This is a genomic window from Paenibacillus sp. D9, assembly GCF_001188365.1.
In the GTDB taxonomy this organism is placed as follows: Bacteria; Bacillota; Bacilli; order Paenibacillales; family Paenibacillaceae; genus Paenibacillus_O; species Paenibacillus_O humicus.
This window is the reverse complement of the sequence record NZ_JZEJ01000001.1, coordinates 1,791,495-1,812,187: the sequence shown is the minus strand read 5'-3', so window position 1 is coordinate 1,812,187 and position 20,693 is coordinate 1,791,495. Positions and strand designations below refer to the sequence as shown.

General features: G+C 61.7%; 14 protein-coding genes. 11 read left to right on the top strand and 3 right to left on the bottom strand.

Annotated features, from left to right (window positions below):
* The first annotated feature begins 1 nt into the window (after position 1).
* The 10 genes from VE23_RS08365 (at position 2) to VE23_RS08320 (ending at position 15,500) form a co-directional block, all read left to right on the top strand.
* The gene (locus VE23_RS08365; protein ID WP_021881982.1) at positions 2–868 is read left to right on the top strand and encodes a carbohydrate ABC transporter permease; all 867 of its coding nucleotides are present in this window, start codon (positions 2–4) and stop codon (positions 866–868) included.
* Between the two features lie 25 nt (positions 869–893).
* Positions 894–2,909, top strand: coding sequence for a YIP1 family protein (locus VE23_RS08360; RefSeq protein WP_049867747.1), 2,016 nt, complete (start codon positions 894–896; stop codon positions 2,907–2,909).
* Positions 2,910–2,985: 76 nt separating this feature from the next.
* On the top strand, positions 2,986–5,127 hold the full coding sequence (locus tag VE23_RS08355; protein ID WP_049867746.1) for a DUF5696 domain-containing protein: 2,142 nt from the start codon (positions 2,986–2,988) through the stop codon (positions 5,125–5,127).
* Entirely contained in the window at positions 5,124–6,020 is an 897-nt protein-coding gene (locus VE23_RS08350; RefSeq protein WP_021882131.1) for a carbohydrate ABC transporter permease, read from the top strand. The genes VE23_RS08355 and VE23_RS08350 overlap by 4 nt, the downstream gene beginning before the upstream one ends.
* Positions 6,017–6,994: a carbohydrate ABC transporter permease gene (locus tag VE23_RS08345; protein ID WP_049867745.1), complete on the top strand. Its 978-nt coding sequence runs from the start codon at positions 6,017–6,019 to the stop codon at positions 6,992–6,994. Before VE23_RS08350 ends, VE23_RS08345 begins: the two co-directional genes overlap by 4 nt.
* Positions 6,995–7,315: 321 nt before the next feature.
* The gene (locus VE23_RS08340) at positions 7,316–8,686 is read left to right on the top strand and encodes an ABC transporter substrate-binding protein (protein ID WP_198156146.1); all 1,371 of its coding nucleotides are present in this window, start codon (positions 7,316–7,318) and stop codon (positions 8,684–8,686) included.
* Between the two features lie 350 nt (positions 8,687–9,036).
* Positions 9,037–10,590 carry an extracellular solute-binding protein gene (locus tag VE23_RS08335; protein WP_049867743.1) on the top strand — a complete coding sequence of 518 codons (1,554 nt, stop codon included), beginning with the start codon at positions 9,037–9,039 and terminating at the stop codon, positions 10,588–10,590.
* Between the two features lie 4 nt (positions 10,591–10,594).
* A complete protein-coding gene (locus VE23_RS08330; protein ID WP_049867742.1) occupies positions 10,595–12,232 on the top strand; it encodes a response regulator transcription factor in 1,638 nt (545 codons plus the stop codon).
* Entirely contained in the window at positions 12,225–14,042 is a 1,818-nt protein-coding gene (locus VE23_RS08325) for a cache domain-containing sensor histidine kinase (RefSeq protein ID WP_049867741.1), read from the top strand. Before VE23_RS08330 ends, VE23_RS08325 begins: the two co-directional genes overlap by 8 nt.
* Positions 14,043–14,192: 150 nt before the next feature.
* On the top strand, positions 14,193–15,500 hold the full coding sequence (locus VE23_RS08320) for a family 43 glycosylhydrolase (RefSeq protein ID WP_069202443.1): 1,308 nt from the start codon (positions 14,193–14,195) through the stop codon (positions 15,498–15,500).
* A gap of 78 nt (positions 15,501–15,578) precedes the next feature.
* Here the strand turns inward: VE23_RS08320 and VE23_RS08315 are convergent, their stop codons facing one another.
* Positions 15,579–16,718, bottom strand: coding sequence for a YheC/YheD family protein (locus VE23_RS08315; RefSeq protein WP_049867740.1), 1,140 nt, complete (start codon positions 16,716–16,718; stop codon positions 15,579–15,581).
* Positions 16,719–16,942: 224 nt separating this feature from the next.
* Between VE23_RS08315 and VE23_RS08310 the strand changes: the two genes are divergently transcribed.
* Entirely contained in the window at positions 16,943–17,716 is a 774-nt protein-coding gene (locus VE23_RS08310) for an exosporium glycoprotein BclB-related protein (RefSeq protein ID WP_049867739.1), read from the top strand.
* A gap of 116 nt (positions 17,717–17,832) precedes the next feature.
* Here VE23_RS08310 and VE23_RS08305 read toward each other — a convergent pair whose 3' ends face one another.
* Positions 17,833–20,328, bottom strand: coding sequence for a DsrE/DsrF/DrsH-like family protein (locus VE23_RS08305; RefSeq protein ID WP_049867738.1), 2,496 nt, complete (start codon positions 20,326–20,328; stop codon positions 17,833–17,835).
* On the bottom strand, positions 20,328–20,618 hold the full coding sequence (locus VE23_RS08300) for an ArsR/SmtB family transcription factor (protein WP_049869666.1): 291 nt from the start codon (positions 20,616–20,618) through the stop codon (positions 20,328–20,330). Before VE23_RS08300 ends, VE23_RS08305 begins: the two co-directional genes overlap by 1 nt.
* Positions 20,619–20,693: the final 75 nt, after the last annotated feature.

The window sequence follows — 20,693 nt, the reverse complement described above, 5'->3', positions numbered from 1 at the left end:
CATGATCGCCAGACTCCGAAGAATCCGCTCGGCATCGCCTTTCCAGGCCGTCCTGATCGGCGGCTTCACCGCGCTCGCGGCGTTCATGTCGCTGCCGATCATCTTCATCTTCAGCCATGCGTTCAAGCCGCAGAACGAGCTGTTCCTGTTCCCGCCGCGCTTCTTCGTCCTGCATCCGACGCTGCGCAACTTCGAGTCGCTGTTCCTGCACGCCTCGAACGCGACCGTTCCGTTCACGCGCTATCTGTTCAACAGCATCGTCGTGCTCGGCCTGACGCTGGCGAGCGTCATCATCGTCAGCACGATGGCCGCTTATGTGCTGGCCAAGTACCGGTTCCACTTCAAGGCGCTCATTCTCTCGATGATCACCCTGTCGCTCATGTTCGCGCCGGAGACAGTCTCCATCCCGAGGTATCTGATGGTCAGCGGCATCGGCCTGAACAACACGTATTTCGGCCATGTGCTGCCGTCGCTCGCCTCGCCCGTCGCCGTGTTCATGCTCGTCGGCTTCGTCTCGCAGATTCCGAACGATCTCATCGAGGCGGCCAAGATCGACGGAGCGGGCCATGTCGGCATCTTTGCCCGCATCGTGCTGCCGCTGTCGGCTCCCGCCATCGCGACGATCTCGATCCTGACGTTCCAGACGGTATGGGGCGACGTCGAGACGTCGACCCTGTTCATGCAGAAGGAAGCGATGCGCACGTTGGCGTTCTACGTCAACAGCCTGCTCAGCGGCCTGCAGAACAACGTCGCGGGCCAGAACATGGCCGCTGCGGCCGGACTGCTCATCTTCATCCCGAACCTGATCATATTCCTGCTGTTCCAGCGCAAGGTGCTCGAAAGCATGGTCCATTCCGGGATCAAGTGATTCCATCAGCAAAGGAAGTCGGACAATGAAGAAATGGATCGCTCTACTGCTCGTCGCGGCGCTGGCCTGGATCGCCGCGCCGGAGCCCGCTTCCGCCGGGCTTCCGTATCGAACGTTCTATTACGACAGCAACCAGTCGGACTGGTTCCGCATCCAGCCGATCTATACGCCGGCGGGCGCATACAACGCGGACTTCCAGGAGCCCGCGGATCTGCAGGCGGGGCCGGACGGCAGCATTTACGTGGCCGACAAGAAGCTGGACCGGATCGTCGTGCTGCGCAAGGACGGCTCCCTCGACCGCCGGATCGGCGAGGAGGAGGGACCCGGCAGCCTCAGCTCGCCGGAGGGGGTGTTCGCGGCGCCGGACGGCAGCGTCTACGTCGCGGATTCCGGCAACCAGCGGATCGCCGTATTCGGTACGGACGGCAAGTTCCGCAGGGAATACAAGAAGCCGGACTCGCCGCTGCTCGGGACGGAGCATTTCGTTCCGGTGAAGCTCGCCGTCGACCGGCGCGGCGTCATGTACATCGCGCTGAACTCCTCCTATCAGGGCCTCGTCCGGCTGAGTCCGGACGGCGAGTTCATGGGGTATTTCGGAGCGAACAAAGCCGATACGTCGATGCTGAATTGGCTCAAGAAGCTGATCCTGAACAAGGAGCAGCTGTCCAAGGAGAAGGCGGCGCTGCCCAAGCCGATCGCCAACGTCGCGATCGACGGGGACGGCTTCATCTATACCGCGACGGCGGGGGGAGAGGGCAAGGGGGCGGTCCGCAAGCTCAACGCGGGCGGGGTGGACGCCTTCAAGAACAAAACGCTCGTGAACGGAAACGGCATCGTGGATGCGGCTCTCGACGACGAAGGCTTTCTCTACGACGTCGATACGGATTCCGGCTTCATCACCTTGTACGACCGCAGCGCGGAAGCGCTGTTCGCCTTCGGAGCCGTGGACAAGGAAACGCAGCAGTACGGCATTGTCGGCTACCCGACCGCCATCGGCGTCGATTCGGAGCATGCGGTCTGGGTGGCGGACAGCGCGACCAAGACGGTGCATAAGTTCGTCCGCACCGAGTTCGGCCGGGAGGCGCTGAAGGCGATGGCGCTCTACGCCGACGGCAGGTACGAGGAGAGCAAGCCCTACTGGGACGCGGTCTACGCCCGCAACGATATGTTCAACGCGACCTTCCAGGGTCTCGGCAAGGTGTACCTGCATGAAGGGGACAACAGGCGCGCGCTCTCGTTCATGCGGACGGCGTTCGACACGGACGGGTATTCCAAGGCGTTCTGGCAGATCCGGCTCGACTGGCTGCAGAACCGCTTTGTCCTGCTCTTCGCCGGCATCGCCGCCCTCCTTCTCCTGCTCCGCTGCGGGAGAAAGGGGATCAAGCGCCTGCTGCGGCGGCATCCGCTGCCGGAGAAGTGGAGCCGTCCGCTCGGACATCTGCGCCATTTCGGCTCTGTCATGATCCATCCGTACGAAGGCTTCTACCGGCTCAAGGAAACCCGGATTCCGGCGTGGATCACGCTGACGCTGCTGGCCGCCGTCCTCGCGGTGAAGCTGGCCCGGATCTACTGGACCGGCTTCCTGTTCCATCCGGTCGATCTGGCCGACGTCAATCTGCCGAGCGAGCTTGGCTTGTTCATCCTTCCGTGGGCCACCTGGATCATCGCCAATTACCTCGTCTGCAGCGTGAGGGACGGGGAGGGCCGGTTCCGGGAAGTGGTCCAGGGCAGCACGTACGCGCTGGCGCCTTATCTGTTCCTGTCCATCCCGATCCTCATCCTCTCCAATATCGTGACGCTGGACGAGAAGGTGCTGGTCGCTTCCCTGACGACGGTGACGGCGATCTGGCTGGGCGTCCTGTTCATCGTCATGACCCAGGTCATCCACAACTTCGACTTCGTGGAGACGATCAAGAATTCGGCGGTGACGGTGTTCGCGATCGGCACGATCTGGCTGTTCGGCTTCATCATCTTCGGCTTGTCCTACAACCTGCTGGACTTCTTCCAAGAGCTGTATAAAGAGGTGAACTTCCATCCGTAACTTTCTGAATCGAATCTCTCTTCGAACGAAGCTGCTCGCCGCTGCCGTCTTCCTCGCCGCCGTCGCCATCCTGGCGGTGCTGCTGGGACGGGAAGGACCGACGGCGGCCGAGACGCTCGCCCGCCTCGGCATCGACGCGGCGCCGCCGGCATCTGCCGCCGTGGCGCAGGGCGAGCTTTGGCAGCCGGTCCCGGAAGCGGACGGCTACGCGCTTGCTGCCCAGACGGACGCCTACGGGCTGTATGTCCGTCCGGACAACGGCGGCATCGCCGTGCTTGACCGCAGATCGGGCTACCGCTGGACGAGCAGCCCGACCAGGGAGGAGCTCGCCAAGGAGAAGGTCAAGGGCCTGCTGCTCTCCAACCTGCAGTCGGCGTTCGTGCTGACCTACGTCCGAAGCAAGGGGGCGGACCAGACGATCCGGGAATCGGTCAACAGCCTCAGTCCCGGCGTCAGGACCACTATCGTGAAGGACGGGGATGGAATCCAGGCCAGCTATTCCTTTCCGGACAAAAAGCTCGGCGTGACGATCCGCTACTCCCTGACGGAGGCGGGGCTGAAGGTCTCCGTTCCCGCGGCGGGCATCGTCGAAGACGGCGATTATGCCGCCTTCTCGCTTGATCTGCTGCCGTATTTCGGCGCCGCCGCCGCTTCGGACGACGGGTATCTGTTCGTGCCGGACGGTCCCGGCGGGCTGATCCGCTTCAATGCTCCGCGTGCCGGCATCTCCAAGGGTTATCTGCATGAAGTGTACGGAGCCGAATTGACCAACTCCGCCAATTGGACGCGCGACGCCGGGATGAGGGAGGACATCGCCTACCCCGTGTTCGGGCTCAAGAAGGGAGATCAGGCCTTCGTGGCGGTGCTGGCCAAAGGCGAGGGAGCGGCGCAGATCGCGGCGATGCCGCCGGGCATCAAGTCCTCTCTCTACAACGTCTACTCCAGCCAGATGTACCGGGAGGAATATCTGTACCGGATGAGCCGGCTGGCCGCGCCGACGAAGGCCGTCCAGAAGCAGCGGCTCGACTTCGACCGGGAGGTGGAGTACCGCTTCCTGAGCGGGCAGAAGGCGGATTATTCCGGCATGGCGGAATCGTACCGCGACTATCTGATCGCAGCGGGATCGCTGGGCAAGCCGCTGCAGCCCGCCGAGCATGTGCCTCTGTATCTCAAAATCATGGGAGGCAACTACGAGAAAGCGTTCGGAAGGGTGCGCTACGTTGCCGCCACGACGTTCGCCCAGGCGGGAGAGATGATGCGGAGCCTCCGGAGCAAAGGCGTCGCCGCTTCCAAGGTGGCCTTTTACGGCTGGCAGAACATGGGCGACTACGACATGGAGAAACGGTTCCCGATCGAATCCTCGCTGGGAGGAGAATCCGCCGCCAAGGCGTTCATCGGCGAGATGAAGGCAGCCGGAACGGACGTCAGCTTCTACGAGGACTTCCTCTGGGTAGACGGCCATTCCTCGGCATCCGGCAAGAGCGGCGCCGTGCGCGCGATCGACGGGACGGCCTTCATCGACGAGGGCTGGTTCATGGCGAAGCCGTCCTTCACCGCCGCGAGCGCGGCGGCGGCCGTGGACCGGCTCAAGAAGCTGGGCGTATCCGGCATTCTGTACAGCGGACTCGGCGATACGACGTTCAACGACTATGAGCCCTCCGGCATTTTGTCCCGGGGATATACGAGCAGGGTGTACGCCGGCTTGCTGTCGTACACCCGCAAGGAGCTCGGCTCGGCGGGCGTATTCCGCGGCAACGCCTATACGCTGAGCCAGGCGGACTACATCAGCTCGCTGCCTTCGGAATCGAGCTACGATTTCCTGATCGACGAGACCGTACCGTTCTATCCGATGGTGCTGCACGGGTATGTGCCCTATACGTTCGGGGAAGGCAATCTGCGCGACGACGAGCGGAAGGAATTCCTGCGGGCGATCGAATACGGCGCTATGCCGTCCTTCATGGTGACCCATGACGACTCGCGCAAGCTCAAGGAGTCGGCCTCCAATTTCCTGTACAGCAGCCGCTTCGACAAGTGGGAAGGCCGCATCGTCGAGGAATACGGACAGTTCGATTCGCTCGCGGGCTTGTTCGCCCGGAGGATAACGGCCCATGAGAAGCTGTCGGCCGACCGGTACGCGACGACTTACGAGGACGGGACCCGGGTGATCGTCGATTACGCGGCAGGAAGCTTCTCGGTCGAGAAAGGAGGCGGAGCATGAGCCGCCCTGCGCCATACAGACGAAAAGCGATGGAGCATCACGCCAAGCGGTACGGGATCGGCATGCTGTTCATGCTTCCCTGGATGATCGGTTTCTCCGCCTTCGTCGCGGTGCCGGTCGGCTGGTCGATGTTCATGTCGCTGCACAAAGTCGCCGTCGTGCCGGGCGGCTTCAAGTACGACTGGATCGGCCTGCAGAACTATCGGGACGCGTTCCTGAAGGACAATGTATTTCCGATCGAGCTCATCACGTACTTCCAGCAGATGCTGCTGATGGTTCCCGTCATCGTCATCTTCGCACTGCTCATCTCGCTGCTGCTCAACCAGAAGTTCCCCGGCCGGTTCGTCTATCGGGCGCTGTTCTTCCTGCCGGTCATCTTCGCGACGGGCCAGGTGCTCTCGGAGCTGTTCTCCCAAGGGGCGGGGGACATCCCGTTCCTCGACCAGTACAATCTGGAGCCGCTGGTGCGCCAGTATGTCGGCGGGGAGCTGGCCAAGACGGTCATGGAGGTGCTCGGGCGCATCGTGCTCATCCTGTGGTACTCGGGCGTCCAGATCCTCATCTTCATCGCCGGCTTCCAGACGGTCTCCCCGTCCATCTACGAGGCGGTCCGCATCGACGGCGCCTCTCCGTGGGACAGCTTCTGGAAGATCACGCTGCCGGCCAGCATGCCGTTCGTCAGCCTCAACATGCTGTATACGATCATCGACCTGTTCACATTTCCGCTGAACCCGGTGCTGAAGCATATCCGGGACAACATGTTCAAGGTGGACACGGGATACGGCTACGCGAGCGCGCTGGCCTGGATTTATTTCGCCTTTATATTCGCGCTGATCGCCATCGTGACGGGACTGTTCAGCCGCAGCATGAGCAAGAGGAGGGGAAGGGCATGAGCGCCAGCATATGGCTGCAAAAGGCGGGCAAGCAGGCAAAAGGGCTGCTTTGGGGGCGGCGCGTCCAGAAAGCCAAGATGATCGTGCTCGGGCGCACCCTGTCGGACGGCCTGCTGGCCAAGCTGGCCATCTACGCGCTGCTCTCCATCGTGGCGTACCTGTATTTGCAGCCGCTGCTGTACATGGTCAGCACGATGCTCAAGGATATGAGCGACCTGCTCGATCCGACTGTCAAATGGATACCGCGAGCCGTCACCTGGGAGAACCTGTCCAAGGCGTTCAAAGGGCTTCAATACCCCGTAGCGCTGCGGAATACGGCGCTGATCGCCCTGAGCTGCTCGCTCGCCCAGGTGCTCGTCTGCGCCATGACGGGGTACGCGCTGGCGAGGCTCGCCTTGCCGTTCAAGGGGCTGATCACGGCGCTCGTCATCCTGACCTTCCTCATCCCGCCGCAGGTGATCATCATTCCGCTGTATGTCATCTTCAGCAAGCTCGGCCTGCTCAACACGCTGTTCGTGTTCCTCGTGCCGGCGCTGTTCGGCCAGGGGCTCAAGGGGGCGCTGTTCATCCTCATCTTCCGCCAGTTCTTCCGCGCGCAGCCGGCCAGCCTGGAGGAGGCGGCGAAGCTCGACGGGGCGTCCTCGTTCCGGCTGTTCTTCCGCATCATGCTGCCGCTCGCCCAGTCCGCCTGCCTCGTCGTGTTCCTGTTCTCGTTCATCTGGTACTGGAACATGTACTACGAGCCGTCCATGTTTCTCGCGAACGGCTTCACGCCGCTGTCGATCCGCCTCGACAATCTGGAGGACGTGCTCAACCCGTCCTTGCTCGGCAACACGCATTTCATTACGAATCCCGTGACGGAAGGCACCAAGATGGCTGCCGCCTTCCTCATCATCCTGCCGCCGCTGATCCTCTTCATGGTGCTGCAGCGCTGGTTCGTCGCCGGCATCGAGCGGACGGGAATCGTGGAATGAATCGGGGCAGGCGCCTTGAAGGGAGGGATGCGCTTTCGTCCGGCGCGGACGTGCTGTTTCCGTTCTATGCGGCCGAGCATGGCTGATGAAGCCGGAGCTGCGGGCAAGCTCAAGCCCGAGACTGCCCGCCTGCTCGCGAAGCCGGTTTTCCGAAAAACGCCGAGCGCCCGCCGCAGACGCGCGGATTTCTCCCTTCTTCAAGGGGAACTCAAGAAATCCGGGTTCGACAGCGGCCCCAGGGGCCGCCCGAATTCGGCTCGCCTTGCTCGGCGTTCAAGCCATCCGTTCAATTACGGTTCCTATCAGGGGAGGATATCCAAGATGACCAGCAAAAAAACGATTCATTCCGTGCTCGGCACGGTGCTCGCCTTATCATTCGTTCTGGCCGGCTGCAGCGGCAACAGCGCGAACAACGCTCCTGCCTCCGGAAGCCCGGCTCCGAGCACGGCGGCCGATACGGACGCGGCAGGCGGCGGAGGCGGCGCGGAAGAGAAGCATGATCCCGTCACGCTGAGGTTCATTTCGTGGAAGGATTCCTACAACGAGCTCTACGAGCTGTTCCACCGGAAATACCCCTGGATCACGATCCAGCAGATTCCCGTCAACTCCCAGCCGATCATGGAGATCATCGCGGCTCAGGAAGCGGCGGGCACGCCGGCGGATGTCACGGAGATCGACTCCGACCTCATCACGTTCCAGCAGAACGGCCTGATCGAGGATCTGACGCCGTACATCGACAAGAGCGACATTTTCAAAAACGCCAAGTTCCCGGAAGGATTTTTCGACACGATGACGTTCAAGGGCCAGAAGCTCGCCGTCCCGATGGTCGACGTGCCGATGTGGGTGCTCGTGAACAAGGACCTGCTCGCCAAGCACGGCGTCGACATGCCGGGCAACGACTGGACGTACGACGACTTCCGCGACGTCGCCAAGCAGATCACCGATCCGGATGCGGGCGAATACGGCGTAACGACCCAGCCCGAGATCCAGATGCGGCTGCTCAGCACGAAGGCGATCGCGGACGGCCATGCCGACAATCTGCAGTACATGAACAAGGATTTGACGCAAAGCCTGCTCAGCACCCCGGATGTCATCAACGACGCCAAATGGCTGCGCGAGTTCGTGACGAAGGACGGCTCGATGCAGAGCGAGGCGGCGGCCGCGGCCAGCGGCGGCGTGACCAAGGAGTTCATCAACGGCAAGACCGGCTTCGCGATCGGCGGCGACTGGGTGCTGCCGACGCTCAAGGAGAAGGCGGCGTTCAGCTGGGATGTGCTGCCGTTCCCTAAAGGCAAGGTGAGCCAGCCGGGCTACTCCATCTACGGCCCGCTCGCGCTGCTGTCCGGCTCCAAGCATAAGGAGGAGGCGTTCCTCTGGCTCAGCTTCCAGTTCACCAAGGAAGCCCAGAAGTGGAAGATCGACCAGGGCGCGAACGCTTCGGTCGTCGATCCCGAGCTGACGGCTTATTACGACCAGGCTCCGATCTGGCAGGGCAAAAACATCGAGGCGGTCAAGATCGCGCAGAAGAACGCCTACATCCAGCCCGGCCTGACCGTCCCCGGCTGGAACGAGTACAATTACAACAACATCGTCAACGACATCGTGTTCGGCGATCGCGACATCAACGACCTTATTCCGGAGACCGAGGCCTGGAACAAGAAGACAACCGAGCTGGCGGCGGCGCTGAAGTAGCGGCGAGGATGGGAATGGACTCTTCGGGCTGAAGGGAAGAAAAAGAAAAGGACTGTTCCGCAGAGCCTCGGGGCTCCAGGGAACAGTCCTTTCTGCGCGGCGGCAGCTAACAGATTGGAGCGCGAAAGCCCGCTTGCCTGATGAAGAGCGGAAGGGATCGAATTTGTCTATTAAACTTTATCTGGAGAATCCGCCAAGATCAGACGGGATTGTTTGCAATCGCCTCATTGTCGGAAGGACGAAGCGGAGCTATCATTAACGGGAAGCGATCTGAAATGAAAGCGCATACTCGATAAGGCGCCGTTCGGCGCCTGTTTTCATATTCCATTCCGAAGGGAGGGCCCGCGCGCATGTTCGCGACCAAGCTAGGCAAACTCGCAGCGGCTGCCTGCGTTCTCCTCATCGTGGCCGGCCTGTCCGTCTATATGGCCCGCGGCACGGACGGCCACGCTGCCCGGGAACCGCAGCTTCCGGCATCCGAGCCGGAGGTCACGCTCAAGTTCTACTTCGGCGGCGACAAAAAAGCCGCGACCGACGAAGTGTGGACGGCGGTTAGCGACTACGTCAAGTCCAAGGGCTTGAACGTGAAGTTCAACGTCAACTTCATCCCCTGGCCGGAAATGCCGGGCAAGCTGCTCGTGATGGCAGCCGCCGGCGACCGCTGGGATCTGAACTTCGATTCGGACAACTCCTATCAGCAGATGGCGGCGCGCGGTTCCTACCTGCCCCTGAACGAGCTGCTGCCGAAGTACGCTCCCCGCCTGTACGAAAAATACAAGGATCTGGACACGCTGTCCGCCACGACGGTGAAGGGCGAGGTGATCGCCCTGCCCTGGACGATCAAGATGAACCAGCGCTTCTACGCCGGCTGGCGCTCCGATCTCGCCGAGAAGGCCGGCATCCGCCGCAGCCCGGGCTCCGTCCAGACGGTCGAGGACGTCGATGAGCTCCTGCATGAGCTGAAGGCGGCCTATCCCGACGCCAAGTTCACGCGGACGTCTCCGCTGCCTCTCTATATGATGCGGGAGGAGTGGGTCGACCTCGGCTTCCACGGCCTCGGCTTCTATTACGGCGATCCGCAGGTGAAGGTGCGGGCGATCGAGGAGCAGCCGTTTTACCGGGAGTCTGCGGAGATGAGCCGGAAATGGTACAACGACAACATCCTCAACCGCGACGCGACGATCGACAAAGAGAGCGCCGCCGACCAGTGGAGGAACGGGAAGATGCTGTTCACCATCACTTCCCACGAATGGGCCTACGCCGCCGATCCGGGCTTCTCGGACGGCTCGTACCGCCAGCAGATGTCGCTGATGTATCCCGGCAAGCGGTATATCAACCGTTCTCCGATCGCGAACGTGGCCGCCATCAACCGCAACTCCGAGCATCCCGACCGGGTGCTCCGCTTCCTGGACATGATGGAGACGGACCGGACGCTCTATGATCTCGTCATTTACGGCATCGAGGGCAAGACGTACGAGCTGGAGGGAGACACGGCGGTCTATCCCGGCAACATGGGGTTCGCCACGAGCAATTATATGGACTGGGGCGGCCAATGGGCGTTCTGGAAGCCGGCGTTCATGCGCCCGACCGCTACGTATCCGGCAGGCTTCTGGGAAGAGGAGACGCGCTTCGCCGAGCAGCCGATGAACGTGAAGTCGCCCGTGGAAGGGCTGTTCATCAGCGATGCGGGCATCGGCGCCAAGCTGGCCGCGCGCGATCAGAGCTACGAGGATAAGGGGAAGGCGATCGAATACGGCATGGTCCAGGATGTCGGCCCATCCGTGGAAGCCTATATCGCGCTTCAGGAAAGGAACGGCCTGGACAAGGTCATTGCCGACGTGCAGAGGCAGATCGACGACTATCTGGGCGCGAAAACAAATCAGCGTGCGAAGTCTGGAGGATGATAGGATGCTCAGCGCATTGATCGTGGATGACGAATACGAGATTCGCGAAGGCCTCCGCCGAAGGATTCCCTGGTCGGAATTCGGCATCGGCACCGTGCTGGTGGCGGACGACGGGGACGAGGCGCTGACGATGGCCGCCGAAGCGAGGCCGGATCTCATCATTACGGACATCAAGATGAACCGGATGTCGGGACTGGAGCTTCTGGACGCGCTCAGGGAAGTGCCGGACTACGACTGGCAGGCCGTTCTGATCAGCGGTTACGACGATTTCGAGCTCGTCAAGCAGGGCATGCAGCTGTCGGCGATGGACTATATCCTGAAGCCGATCAACAGGGAGGAGCTGGAGCGGATCGTGCGCAGGGCGGTCGACCTCATCGTCGGCAAGCGGATGGACAAGCAGAGCCGCGAGCTGATGAACGACCAGATGCGGCTGGCGATGCCGAAGCTGCGCGAGGAGCTGCTGCGGGAAATCGTGGAGAGCGACTATGATCCTTACCGGGAGACGCGCGTGCTGCACCGGCTTAAGGCGCTTCAGCTGGGATGGCTCGAGAAGACGCCGCTCATGCTCCTGATGGCGGAGCCCGACGATCTCAAGGCCGTCGCTTCCCAGCGAAGCTTTCCGTCCGAGAAGGAGCTGATCCTGTTCGGCATCGGCAACGTGATGAGCCAGACGCTGCAGGAGGAATACCCGGGCGAGTTCACGCTGTTCACCGATTCCGGCGACCGCTGGATCGCCGTCCTCGGCAGCCGGGACGGGCGGCATCCGGAGCAGAGCCTCGCCGTAGCGGGCGTCTGCCTGCAGCGGATCAACCAGTTCGTCAAGGTGAAGGCGAGCATCGCCCTGACGAGCGTGCCGAAGGACTGGAGCCATCTGCATGCCCAGTACGTCGAATGCAGCGAGTGGCTGGAGCAGAAGGCGCTTTACGGCGGCAACCGGCTGTTCACGGAGACGATGGACGAGGAGAGCCGGCACGAAGGCCCGCTGTCCATCCGCGAGCCCGCGGACGCGCTCGATCTCGTCCGGTACGGCTCCGATCAGGACATCACGGCAGCGATGGCCAGCTTCGTCGACATGGTGAAGGGCTGGGAGCTGGCGACCCTCAAGGATATCCAGCAGCAGCTGTTCAAGTGGCTGATGGGCATCTGCCGGGCCGCCTCCGCGGCGGGCTGGGCGGACCGCACCTGGGAGAAGGATCCCATCGCGCTGTGGGAGCAGCTGGAGCTCTACGACAATCTCTTGTCGCTGCAGGAGCATGCGGAGACCGTCCTGCTCTCGATGGCGGCCGACTTTCGGCGGATGACGGAGCCGACGAGCCAGATCGTCCACGAAGCGGAGAAGATCATCGCCTCGAGGTTCGGGGACAATCTGTCGCTGCAGGCGGTGGCGGAGGAAGTCCATGTCACGCCCGTCTGGCTGAGCAAGCTGTTCAAGAAGGAGAAGGGCAAGACATTCCTTGAGGCGCTGACGGAAATCCGGATGGCGAGGGCCAAGGAAATGCTCGGAGACGTGAAATTCAAAATCTACCAGATTTCCTACCAGGTCGGCTACAAGGACCCGGTGCATTTCACCAAGCTGTTCAAGAAGCAGACGGGCATCACGCCGAAGGAATACCGGAGACAGCGGGGAATTCTGGATGATTAAGGCTTCGCTGAAGCTGGGCTCCTCATTCCGCAACAAGATGATCCTGATCTTCTTCGCCATCACGATCGTGCCGTTCATCCTCTTCGCTTCCTACGCGTACACCAAGTCGGTCGAAGGCATCCAGAAGGCGAACGAGACGTTCTCGATGGGGTATCTGGAGCAGGCCCAGAAAAACGTGGAGGCTTACCTGAGCCAGCTGAACGACCAGATCAACGACCTGATCGGCGACAAGACGCTGCAGACGCTGCTGGAGCGTCCGCCGGCCAGCGCGCAGGATGAGGAAGCCTTCGCGGTCAACATGCTGAATCTCGTCTATCAGAAGAAAAAGCAGATCGACGCCCTCCAGCTCCGCGTCTACCCGCTGCCGCTGCAGGCTTATCCGACCTATATGAGAACGCTGGGAGAATCGACGGGCATCGGCGCAGAGGCCTGGTTCGCGGGGGCGAGGGAAAGCTCGGTGCCGACCTGGCATCTGTCGCTGCATGAGGGGCCGGGCGGCAGCCCGCTGCTCGTCTACGTCAAGACGTTCACCGGGCTGCATGACCGCGTCCCCCGCGGGCTGGTCGTCACCGATTTGGCCGACAGCCATCTGAGCCGCTTCTTCTCGCCGACCAAGCAGCTGGAAGGGCAGAAGTTTCTCGTTATCGGCGAGGGCGGAGAGGTGCTCTTCGACTCCTCCCGCAACGAGACGACCGGGCAGATCTTCGAGTCGGCGAAGCTCGCAGAGCAGCGCAGCATCCATACGGAAGGCGAGCTGCGGCTGTCCCTGCACGGCAAGGAGAATCTGGCTGCGTTCGTCAATATGGAGAGCCTGCCGTGGACGATCGTCAGCCTGACGCCGATGAGCGCCCTGACCAAGCCGGTGGAGGACTTGAACCGGCTGCTTGTCTTTTTCCTCATCGCCTACCTCGTCTGCTCCGTCGGCGTCGTCGCCTACATCACCTTGACCTTCACCCAGCCGGTTTTCCAGCTCGTGCGGCTCATGCGCAGGCTGGAGGAGGGCGACTTCAAGCTCGCCATTCCGCATCAGAAGCGCCAGGATGAGATCGGCTGGCTGTACCGGGGCTTCAGCAGCATCCTGCGCAAGATCGAGGGGCTGATCGAGCAGTCGACCCGGGCCGAGCGCAACAAGAAGGAGCTGGAGTTTCAGGTGCTCAGCCATCAGATCAACCCGCATTTCCTCTACAATACGCTGGAGTCCATAAGGTGGAAGGCGGAGAACCACGGCCGCAGCGACATCGGGGAGATGGTGTCGGCGCTCGGCAATCTGCTGAGGCTGAGCCTCAACCAGGGCAAGGACATGACGACGGTCGGCCGCGAAGTCGAGCAGGTGAAGGCGTTCGTGCAGATCGAGCAGGCGCGCATCGGCCAGCCGCTGCGGGTCGTCTATTTCTTCGACGAGGAGATGCTCGCCCTGCCGTTCATGAGGCTGCTGCTGCAGCCGCTGGTCGAGAATGCCATCCAGCACAGCATCCGCGGCAACTTCGACAAGGGCAAGGTGCTTCTCTCCGGGCATATCGAGGAGGGAGATATGGTCATCGCGATCTCCGACAACGGCAGGGGCATCCCCGACTCCGTCCTGCGGCAGCTGGACGACGGGGAAGACGGAGCGGTCGGCGGGGAAGGCAAGCGGCCGGGCGTCGGGCTGCGCAACGTCAACGAACGGCTGAAGCTGTATTTCGGGAACGACTACAAGCTCAGGATCGACACCGGGGAAGGCAGAGGGACGAAGATTACGATCCGCCACCCTATTCTGCCTGCCGGTGAACCGGGGGATGAAGCCGCCGAGGGAACAGAGAGGCGGGAGTGAGTCGGCTTTTCGGCTTGAAGCCCGGCACAGCGGCCAAGGAACCCCTGCAAAGTTTAAGGATGCCTCCTTTCGAGCATGTCCGGCACCGCGGTAAGATGATGGCATGCGCCGCGGCATGAAAGGACAACAGCAAATCGAGGAGGATTCGGCATGAGCCATCCCAAAGACGCAGCAAAAAAAACGGCGGGAAATCCCGTTATCACCTCCATCTATACGGCGGATCCGTCCGCCCACGCATGGGGAGACGGCAGAATCTACGTATATGCCTCCCATGACATGGATCCGGCCCGAGGCTGCGATCTCATGGACCGCTACCATGTCTTCTCATCGGACGATATGGCGAACTGGATCGACGAGGGCGAAATTCTCCGCTCCGAGGACGTCTCCTGGGGACGGCCGGAGGGCGGCTTCATGTGGGCGCCGGACGCCGCATGCAAGGATGGAACCTATTATTTTTATTACCCCCATCCAAGCGGTTCCCGGTGGAACGAGACGTGGAAGATCGGGGTGGCGACGAGCAGCGAGCCGGCGCGGGGATTCGTCGACCGGGGATATATCGAGGGACTCGGCGGCTTTGCCATGATCGATCCTTGCGTGTTCACCGACGACGACGGCCGTTCCTATATGTATTATGGCGGCGGCGGCAAGTGCCAGGGCGGCGAGATGGGAGAGGACATGATGTCCATCCAGGGCGCCATGGCGGATATGGAAGGGCTGGAGGATTTTCATGAAGCCGCTTGGGTGTTCAAGCGGGAAGGAGTCTACTACCTCACCTATGCCGACAATCTGCATGACAACAACCGGATGCACTATGCGACGAGCCGCCATCCGCTCGGGCCCTGGACGTACGGTGGAATCTTCCTGGAGCCGACCGGATGCTCCACCACCCACGGCTCGGTCGCGGAGTTCAAGGGGCAATGGTATTTGTTCTACCATAATCAGGCCATATCCGGAGAAGGGAATCTTCGGAGCATGTGCATCGACGAGCTCCACTTCGAGAAGGACGGCTCCATCCGGACCGTCGTCCAGACGAAGGAAGGCGTGCGTTCCGCAGGCGGCGGGGCAAGCCGGACCGGCACGGCCACCGTCTACCCGGCTGGCGGCTGCGCTCCCGGCGGCGGAGCCTGGCTGGAGCCGGCCGGCCACGGGGAGCAGGCGCTGGCCGGCATGCATCTTCCGGAGGCGTTCGCCGTCTTCGGCGGCGTGGACGGAGGCGTCGGCGGCAGGGCGTACGTCGAGCTCCGCTATGCGACGGACGAACGCCTGGCCAAGGTGAATCTGACCGTCAACGGCAGCGACTATTCGCTGCTGAATGCGCTGTCCACGGGCGGCGGCGGCAGCTTTGACGGCCGCACCGGCATTACGGTGACGCTGATGCCGGGCAGCGGCAATGAAATCAGGCTGGACGGCGGCAAAGGGAGCTTGTCCATCCTCTCCGTCTCCGTCGAGCTGCTCTAGACGCAAACGGTTCTTCTCCGCTATACAGCTCAAGCCGGCCGGCGCCGATGATCGGTGCGCCTGCCGGCTTTTGCCGTTTCACGACAAGGCGATCGGAACGTTTTGCAAGTGAGCGATGGGGAGCGGAATGGCTTCGGTGATTTCATGCGAGGTTTCAGCCATGGAGGATTCGCTTTCCGGAGAGGATGACCGGGTCAAAAGATGGGAGGCGTACAGAAGCGGAAATTCGTACGCGGCGCGCTTGGACTGCTTGAAAGGAGAGTAGAGGCTATTTTGCGGCATTCCGTTCACTTCGATGATCCAGGGATGCCCGGCGCGGTCCAGCGCCAGATCGACGCTCAATTCGCCGAAGCTTCTCTCATGGGCCTCGTCCAGCCGTTCTGCGGCGGCGGCTCCGATGGCCTTGATTTTAGCCAGGAGCGGCTTCGCCCGTTCCGGCAGAAACACGGTTTTCAGCACGTCGGCTGTCAGGACGACGCGTTCGGCGATGCTGGTATTGAAGCAGCCTTTTGCGGCGATGCGGCTGACGGCGCTGGTGACGGTCCATTCGCCGTTGCCGTTTTTCTGAACCAGCACGCGAATGTCGAAATACTGGCCGAACAAGGTGAGGGCGGGAATTCCGGATTGAACCATGCAGGGGGAGGAGCCGAGTAGATCCCGGAGCTGATGATGAAACCGGGTACGGTCTTCGAAGATGTGGCTGGGGAGGAGATAGTGGTTGCCGAGGTGAATCTCGCCCGAAGCCTTCAGCTCGGCTCGGAAGACGCCGATGCCCCTGCTTCCGTGGATGGGCTTGAAGTAGAGGATGCGGTGAAGATCGAGAAGTCTGTCGGCCGAAGCTTCGTCATGAGGCTCGCTGTCCGGGAGGTGGGGAGCAAGCGCGGGGCTCAGGATGCGGTGGACGTCCATCTTGTCGAGGCGGTTGATGCTGTTGAAGAGGAATCCGGCGCCGATCTCGGCCTCAAGCCGTTTGAGCAGCAGAGGGTCCGGCTCGTAGCAGCGGTTGTAGATGACGCGGGGGAGGGGGAACTTCGAATGCGCCCATCTTCGCCTCCGGCGATGGAGGGCGCTCACCCGCCTGCGCTTCCAGTCGATATCGGAGAGGGTGAAGCAGATCAGCTTCAGTCCGGTCGGATTATGGCGCCGGTAGAGGGCGAGAAGCGCTCTTCCCGTTTTTGCATTCGGCACGAGGATGCCGAGCAGTTTTTTCGTGCTCATCGGCGTTCTTCAGCAGCCTCCTTCGGGTTGTCATGGGCTGTCCCTGTTAGAGTATGCCTTGTCTGCCGGTTGTGCTTGGACAGCGATGCGCCGTCGGGAAAAATGTGCGCCTGTCAGCCGTAACTCCCTAGACCAAAGCGGAATAAGATGATTGCGGGATGGTAAATCTTTCCTTTGTCTGAATCAACTGTATGGATATAGCTTAGAGGAGGGGGTAATTTTTCATGGGTAGACTTCCAGGGCCGCCAGGGCCACCAGGACCGCAAGGACCGCAAGGTCCTCAAGGCATTCCGGGACCGATCGGTCCGATCGGTCCCGCGGGAGCAGCCGGCGCAAGGGGCGCAACGGGAGCAACGGGCTCGACCGGCGCAGCAGGCGCAGCAGGAGCGGCCGGCGCAGTCGGAGCGACAGGAGCAGCCGGAACGACTGGAGCAACGGGAGCAACGGGCGCAACGGGCGCAACGGGCGCGGCTGCCGGCGGAGCGATCATTCCGTACGCTTCGGGAATACCGATTGTCATGAGTTCTGTTGTCGGCGGCCTGGTCGGGACTGCTGGACTTGTCGCATTCGGTACCGGAGTTCCGTCTGTTGCCGTTGTCGGCGGAACGATCGATCTGACGGGCGGAGCTCTCGGAACGACGCTCGACGAAGCCTTCGTCGTTCCGCGGGCAGGTACGATCAACGCGATCTATGCCTCCTTCAGCAACGTCTTGGCCTTGACTCTCGTCGGCACGACCGTCACGGTAACCGCGCAGCTGTACAGCTCGCCGGTAGGCAGCACGGTATTTTCTCCTCTGGCTGGAACGGCTGTCAATCTCGCTCCCGCGCTCACGGGAATCGTCGCTGTAGGCTCGGTAAGCACCGGCTCCGCAACGGGTTTGGCGGTACCTGTCCCTGCGGGCACCCGCCTGCTCTTGGCTTACACGATCACCGCCACCGGACTTGACCTCGTTCAAGCCGTCACCGGCTTTGCCAGCGCGGGCGTATCGATCATCTAACCGGCTGCATGAAGGCATTTCGAATCGCGGAGCTTCTCCCGCTGGTCCGGAATGTCTTTTTTTAATTAGATAGACAAAAAAATCCCCGTCCGGTCCAAACCGGTACGGGGATGAAGTTAAATGAACAGGTTGATGCCGGACTGATCGGCCTTGCCGAGGTAATAGCCGACGCCGCCGAGCTTGACGCCGTCGATCAGCTCCTCGCGCTTGATGCCCATGACATCCATCGACATCGTGCAGGCGACGACCTCGACGCCTTGCCCGATCGCGGTCTGGATCAGCTCTTCGAGGGAGGAGATGTTGCTGCCCTTCATGACGCCGCGGATCATCTTGGCGCCCATGCCGCCCATATTCATCCTGGACATGCCCAGTTTGCGGCTGCCGCGCGGCATCATCAGGCCGAACATCTTGCCGATGAAGCTCTTCTCTACCGCCACCTTCTCGGAACGGCGGATGACGTTGAGTCCCCAGAATGTGAAGAACATCGTCACTTTCTTGCCGCTGGCTGCGGCGCCGTTGGCGATGATGAACGAAGCAATCGCTTTGTCCAGATCGCCGCTGAAGACGATGAGGGAGCTGCCTTCGGGCGCCTCGCCCGAACGGGGAGAGGCTGCCGCTGCTTCGGCGGCGGCAGGCTTGCGCACATAAGCCTCGATGACGCCGCGAGGTTTCTTTTCAAGCCGCAGCAGCTCGTTGCGGGACATGGTCGCCCAAGCGCTTATATCCTCGTAGAAGCCCGGGTCGGTCGCGGTGACGCGAAGCACTTGTCCTTCCTGCATCGCATCGATCTTCTGCTTGACCTCGATAAGCGGGCCGGGGCAGCTGAGGCCGCATGCATCGAGCTCGGCGTGGACTTGAGCGACGACTTCCTTCGGCAGCGGAGCCTGTTCGGCAGCCGCTTCGGCAGCGGCAGCGGATTCGGCTCCGGCAGGCGGGATCATGACGAGCGGCTGCCGGGGCGGATTCGGTTTATATTGTGCCATTTGGTAGCTTTTATACCCTCCTGTCAGGTTGCGTACGGAGAAGCCTTTCTGGAGCAGGATGCGCGAAGCGGTATAACCGCGCAGCCCAACCTGGCAGTACACCCAGATTTCCTTTGCCGGGTCCAGTTCACCAAGGCGCTCGCGCAGCTCGTCCACAGGGATATGGAGCGAGCCCGGAATATGGCCGTTTTCATGCTCCAATACCGTGCGGACATCGATCAGCATCGTTCCGCTGGCGCTGCGGGAACCGAGCTCATCGGCCGTGAACACATTCGTTTTGCCGGTCAGGATGTTTTCGGCTGTATATCCGGCCATGTTGACGGGATCCTTGGCGGAGGAGAAGGGGGGCGCGTAGGCGAGCTCCAGCTCGGTCAGATCCGCGACGCTTCCGCGAAGCCGGATGACAGCGGCGATGGAGTCGATCCGCTTGTCGACGCCGTCGGCTCCCACGGCCTGGGCTCCCAGCACGCGGCCTTCATCATTGAAGATAAGCTTGAGCGTCATGGGCGAGGCGCCCGGATAATAGCCGGCATGGGAGCTCGGATGGACGACGGTGACCCGGTAGGGAATGCCGAACCGCTTCAGCATCTTCTCGTTCAGTCCGGTAGCTGCCCCGGTCAGGCCGAACACTTTGATGATCGAGGTGCCTTGCGTGCCCTTGTAGGAGCTGCGGAGTCCGCAGGCATTGTCGGCGGCGATCCTTCCCTGCTTGTTGGCAGGGCCGGCCAGCGGGATGGCGGCTGACCGTCCGCTGACGTAATCCACGACCTCGACCGCATCTCCAACCGCGAACACATCCTGCAGATTTGTTTCGAGGCGTTCGTTCACCCGGATATGGCCCCGTTCTCCAAGCTCAAGACCGCTGTCCTTCAGGAAATTCGTGTCGGGAACGACGCCCGCGGCCCAAATGACGATGTCGGCGGCAACCTTCCATCCGCCTGCAAGGCTGGCTTCGATCCGCTCTCCGGCATCCGCAAAAGCTCGAACCGAATCGTTCATGATCAGCTTGACGCCGTTCTGCTCCATTTCCTTGGCCAGTGCGGAAGCCATCTCCGGATCGAACGGAGCTAGAATCTGGCTTCCCGACTGGATGAGCGTGACATCGAGGCCGAGCTCGCGCAGATTCTCCGCCATCTCCACGCCGATGTATCCTCCTCCGACTACAAGGGCCGCGCGTACGCCGTCCCGGCCGACCTGTTCCTTGATGCGGTCCATGTCGGGAATATTGCGCAGGGTGTGCACCTTCGGATTGCCGATGCCGGGAATATCCGGCTTCAGAGGCTTCGCGCCGGGCGACAGAATCAGAGCGTCGTAGCTTTCCTCATAGAGCCCGTTCGAAGCCGATCTTACGGTGACGGTCTTGGCGTCCGCATTGAGGCCGATCACTTCGCTCTCGGTGCGGATATCGAGCCCGAAGCGCCGGGTCATCGCTTCCGGCGTCTGGACGAGCAGCTTGGAGCGGTCCTTGATGGAATTCCCGATATAATAAGGGAGGCCGCAGTTGGCGAATGAAATGTAGGCATCCCGTTCAAACATGACGATGTGGGCGTCCTCGTCGAGCCTGCGCAGCCGCGCGGCTGCCGAAGCGCCTCCTGCGACTCCGCCGACAATCAGTATTTTTCTAGCCATCAAGCTTCTTCCTCCCCGGTAATCATATGGACAAGCGCCTGGACTTTGGCATTCGGCACCGAATAATGGACCTCGAGGCCGCTGCGGCTCGTCACGACGATGCCGGCGGCGCGAAGCTTCTGCAGATGCTGGGAAACGGTCGATTGCGGCAGCCCGAGGCATTCCTGCATATACGACACATTGCAGGAGCCCTTGCCGATCAGTCCTCTGACGATGCAGAGGCGGATCGGGTGGGCGAGCGCCTTGAGCAGCTCGGCCGCCTGCTCGTAAGCTTTTACGTTCGTGTTCATGTCCATCATGCTGATTCTCCCATCCCGTCTTAATATCGCAATATTAGAATATAGCGATACAAAAGGCAAGAGGAA

Excerpts from the sequence above, each read along its gene's own strand:
- VE23_RS08365 (WP_021881982.1), top strand. The coding sequence starts at position 2 with ATGATCGCCAGACTCCGAAGAATCCGCTCGGCATCGCCTTTCCAGGCC.
- VE23_RS08300 (WP_049869666.1), bottom strand. The coding sequence starts at position 20,618 with ATGAACACGAACGTAAAAGCTTACGAGCAGGCGGCCGAGCTGCTCAAG.
- VE23_RS08345 (WP_049867745.1), top strand. The coding sequence starts at position 6,017 with ATGAGCGCCAGCATATGGCTGCAAAAGGCGGGCAAGCAGGCAAAAGGG.
- VE23_RS08350 (WP_021882131.1), top strand. The coding sequence starts at position 5,124 with ATGAGCCGCCCTGCGCCATACAGACGAAAAGCGATGGAGCATCACGCC.
- VE23_RS08330 (WP_049867742.1), top strand. The coding sequence starts at position 10,595 with ATGCTCAGCGCATTGATCGTGGATGACGAATACGAGATTCGCGAAGGC.
- VE23_RS08335 (WP_049867743.1), top strand. The coding sequence starts at position 9,037 with ATGTTCGCGACCAAGCTAGGCAAACTCGCAGCGGCTGCCTGCGTTCTC.
- VE23_RS08315 (WP_049867740.1), bottom strand. The coding sequence starts at position 16,718 with ATGAGCACGAAAAAACTGCTCGGCATCCTCGTGCCGAATGCAAAAACG.
- VE23_RS08320 (WP_069202443.1), top strand. The coding sequence starts at position 14,193 with ATGAGCCATCCCAAAGACGCAGCAAAAAAAACGGCGGGAAATCCCGTT.
- VE23_RS08325 (WP_049867741.1), top strand. The coding sequence starts at position 12,225 with ATGATTAAGGCTTCGCTGAAGCTGGGCTCCTCATTCCGCAACAAGATG.
- VE23_RS08360 (WP_049867747.1), top strand. The coding sequence starts at position 894 with ATGAAGAAATGGATCGCTCTACTGCTCGTCGCGGCGCTGGCCTGGATC.
- VE23_RS08310 (WP_049867739.1), top strand. The coding sequence starts at position 16,943 with ATGGGTAGACTTCCAGGGCCGCCAGGGCCACCAGGACCGCAAGGACCG.
- VE23_RS08305 (WP_049867738.1), bottom strand. The coding sequence starts at position 20,328 with ATGGCTAGAAAAATACTGATTGTCGGCGGAGTCGCAGGAGGCGCTTCG.
- VE23_RS08340 (WP_198156146.1), top strand. The coding sequence starts at position 7,316 with ATGACCAGCAAAAAAACGATTCATTCCGTGCTCGGCACGGTGCTCGCC.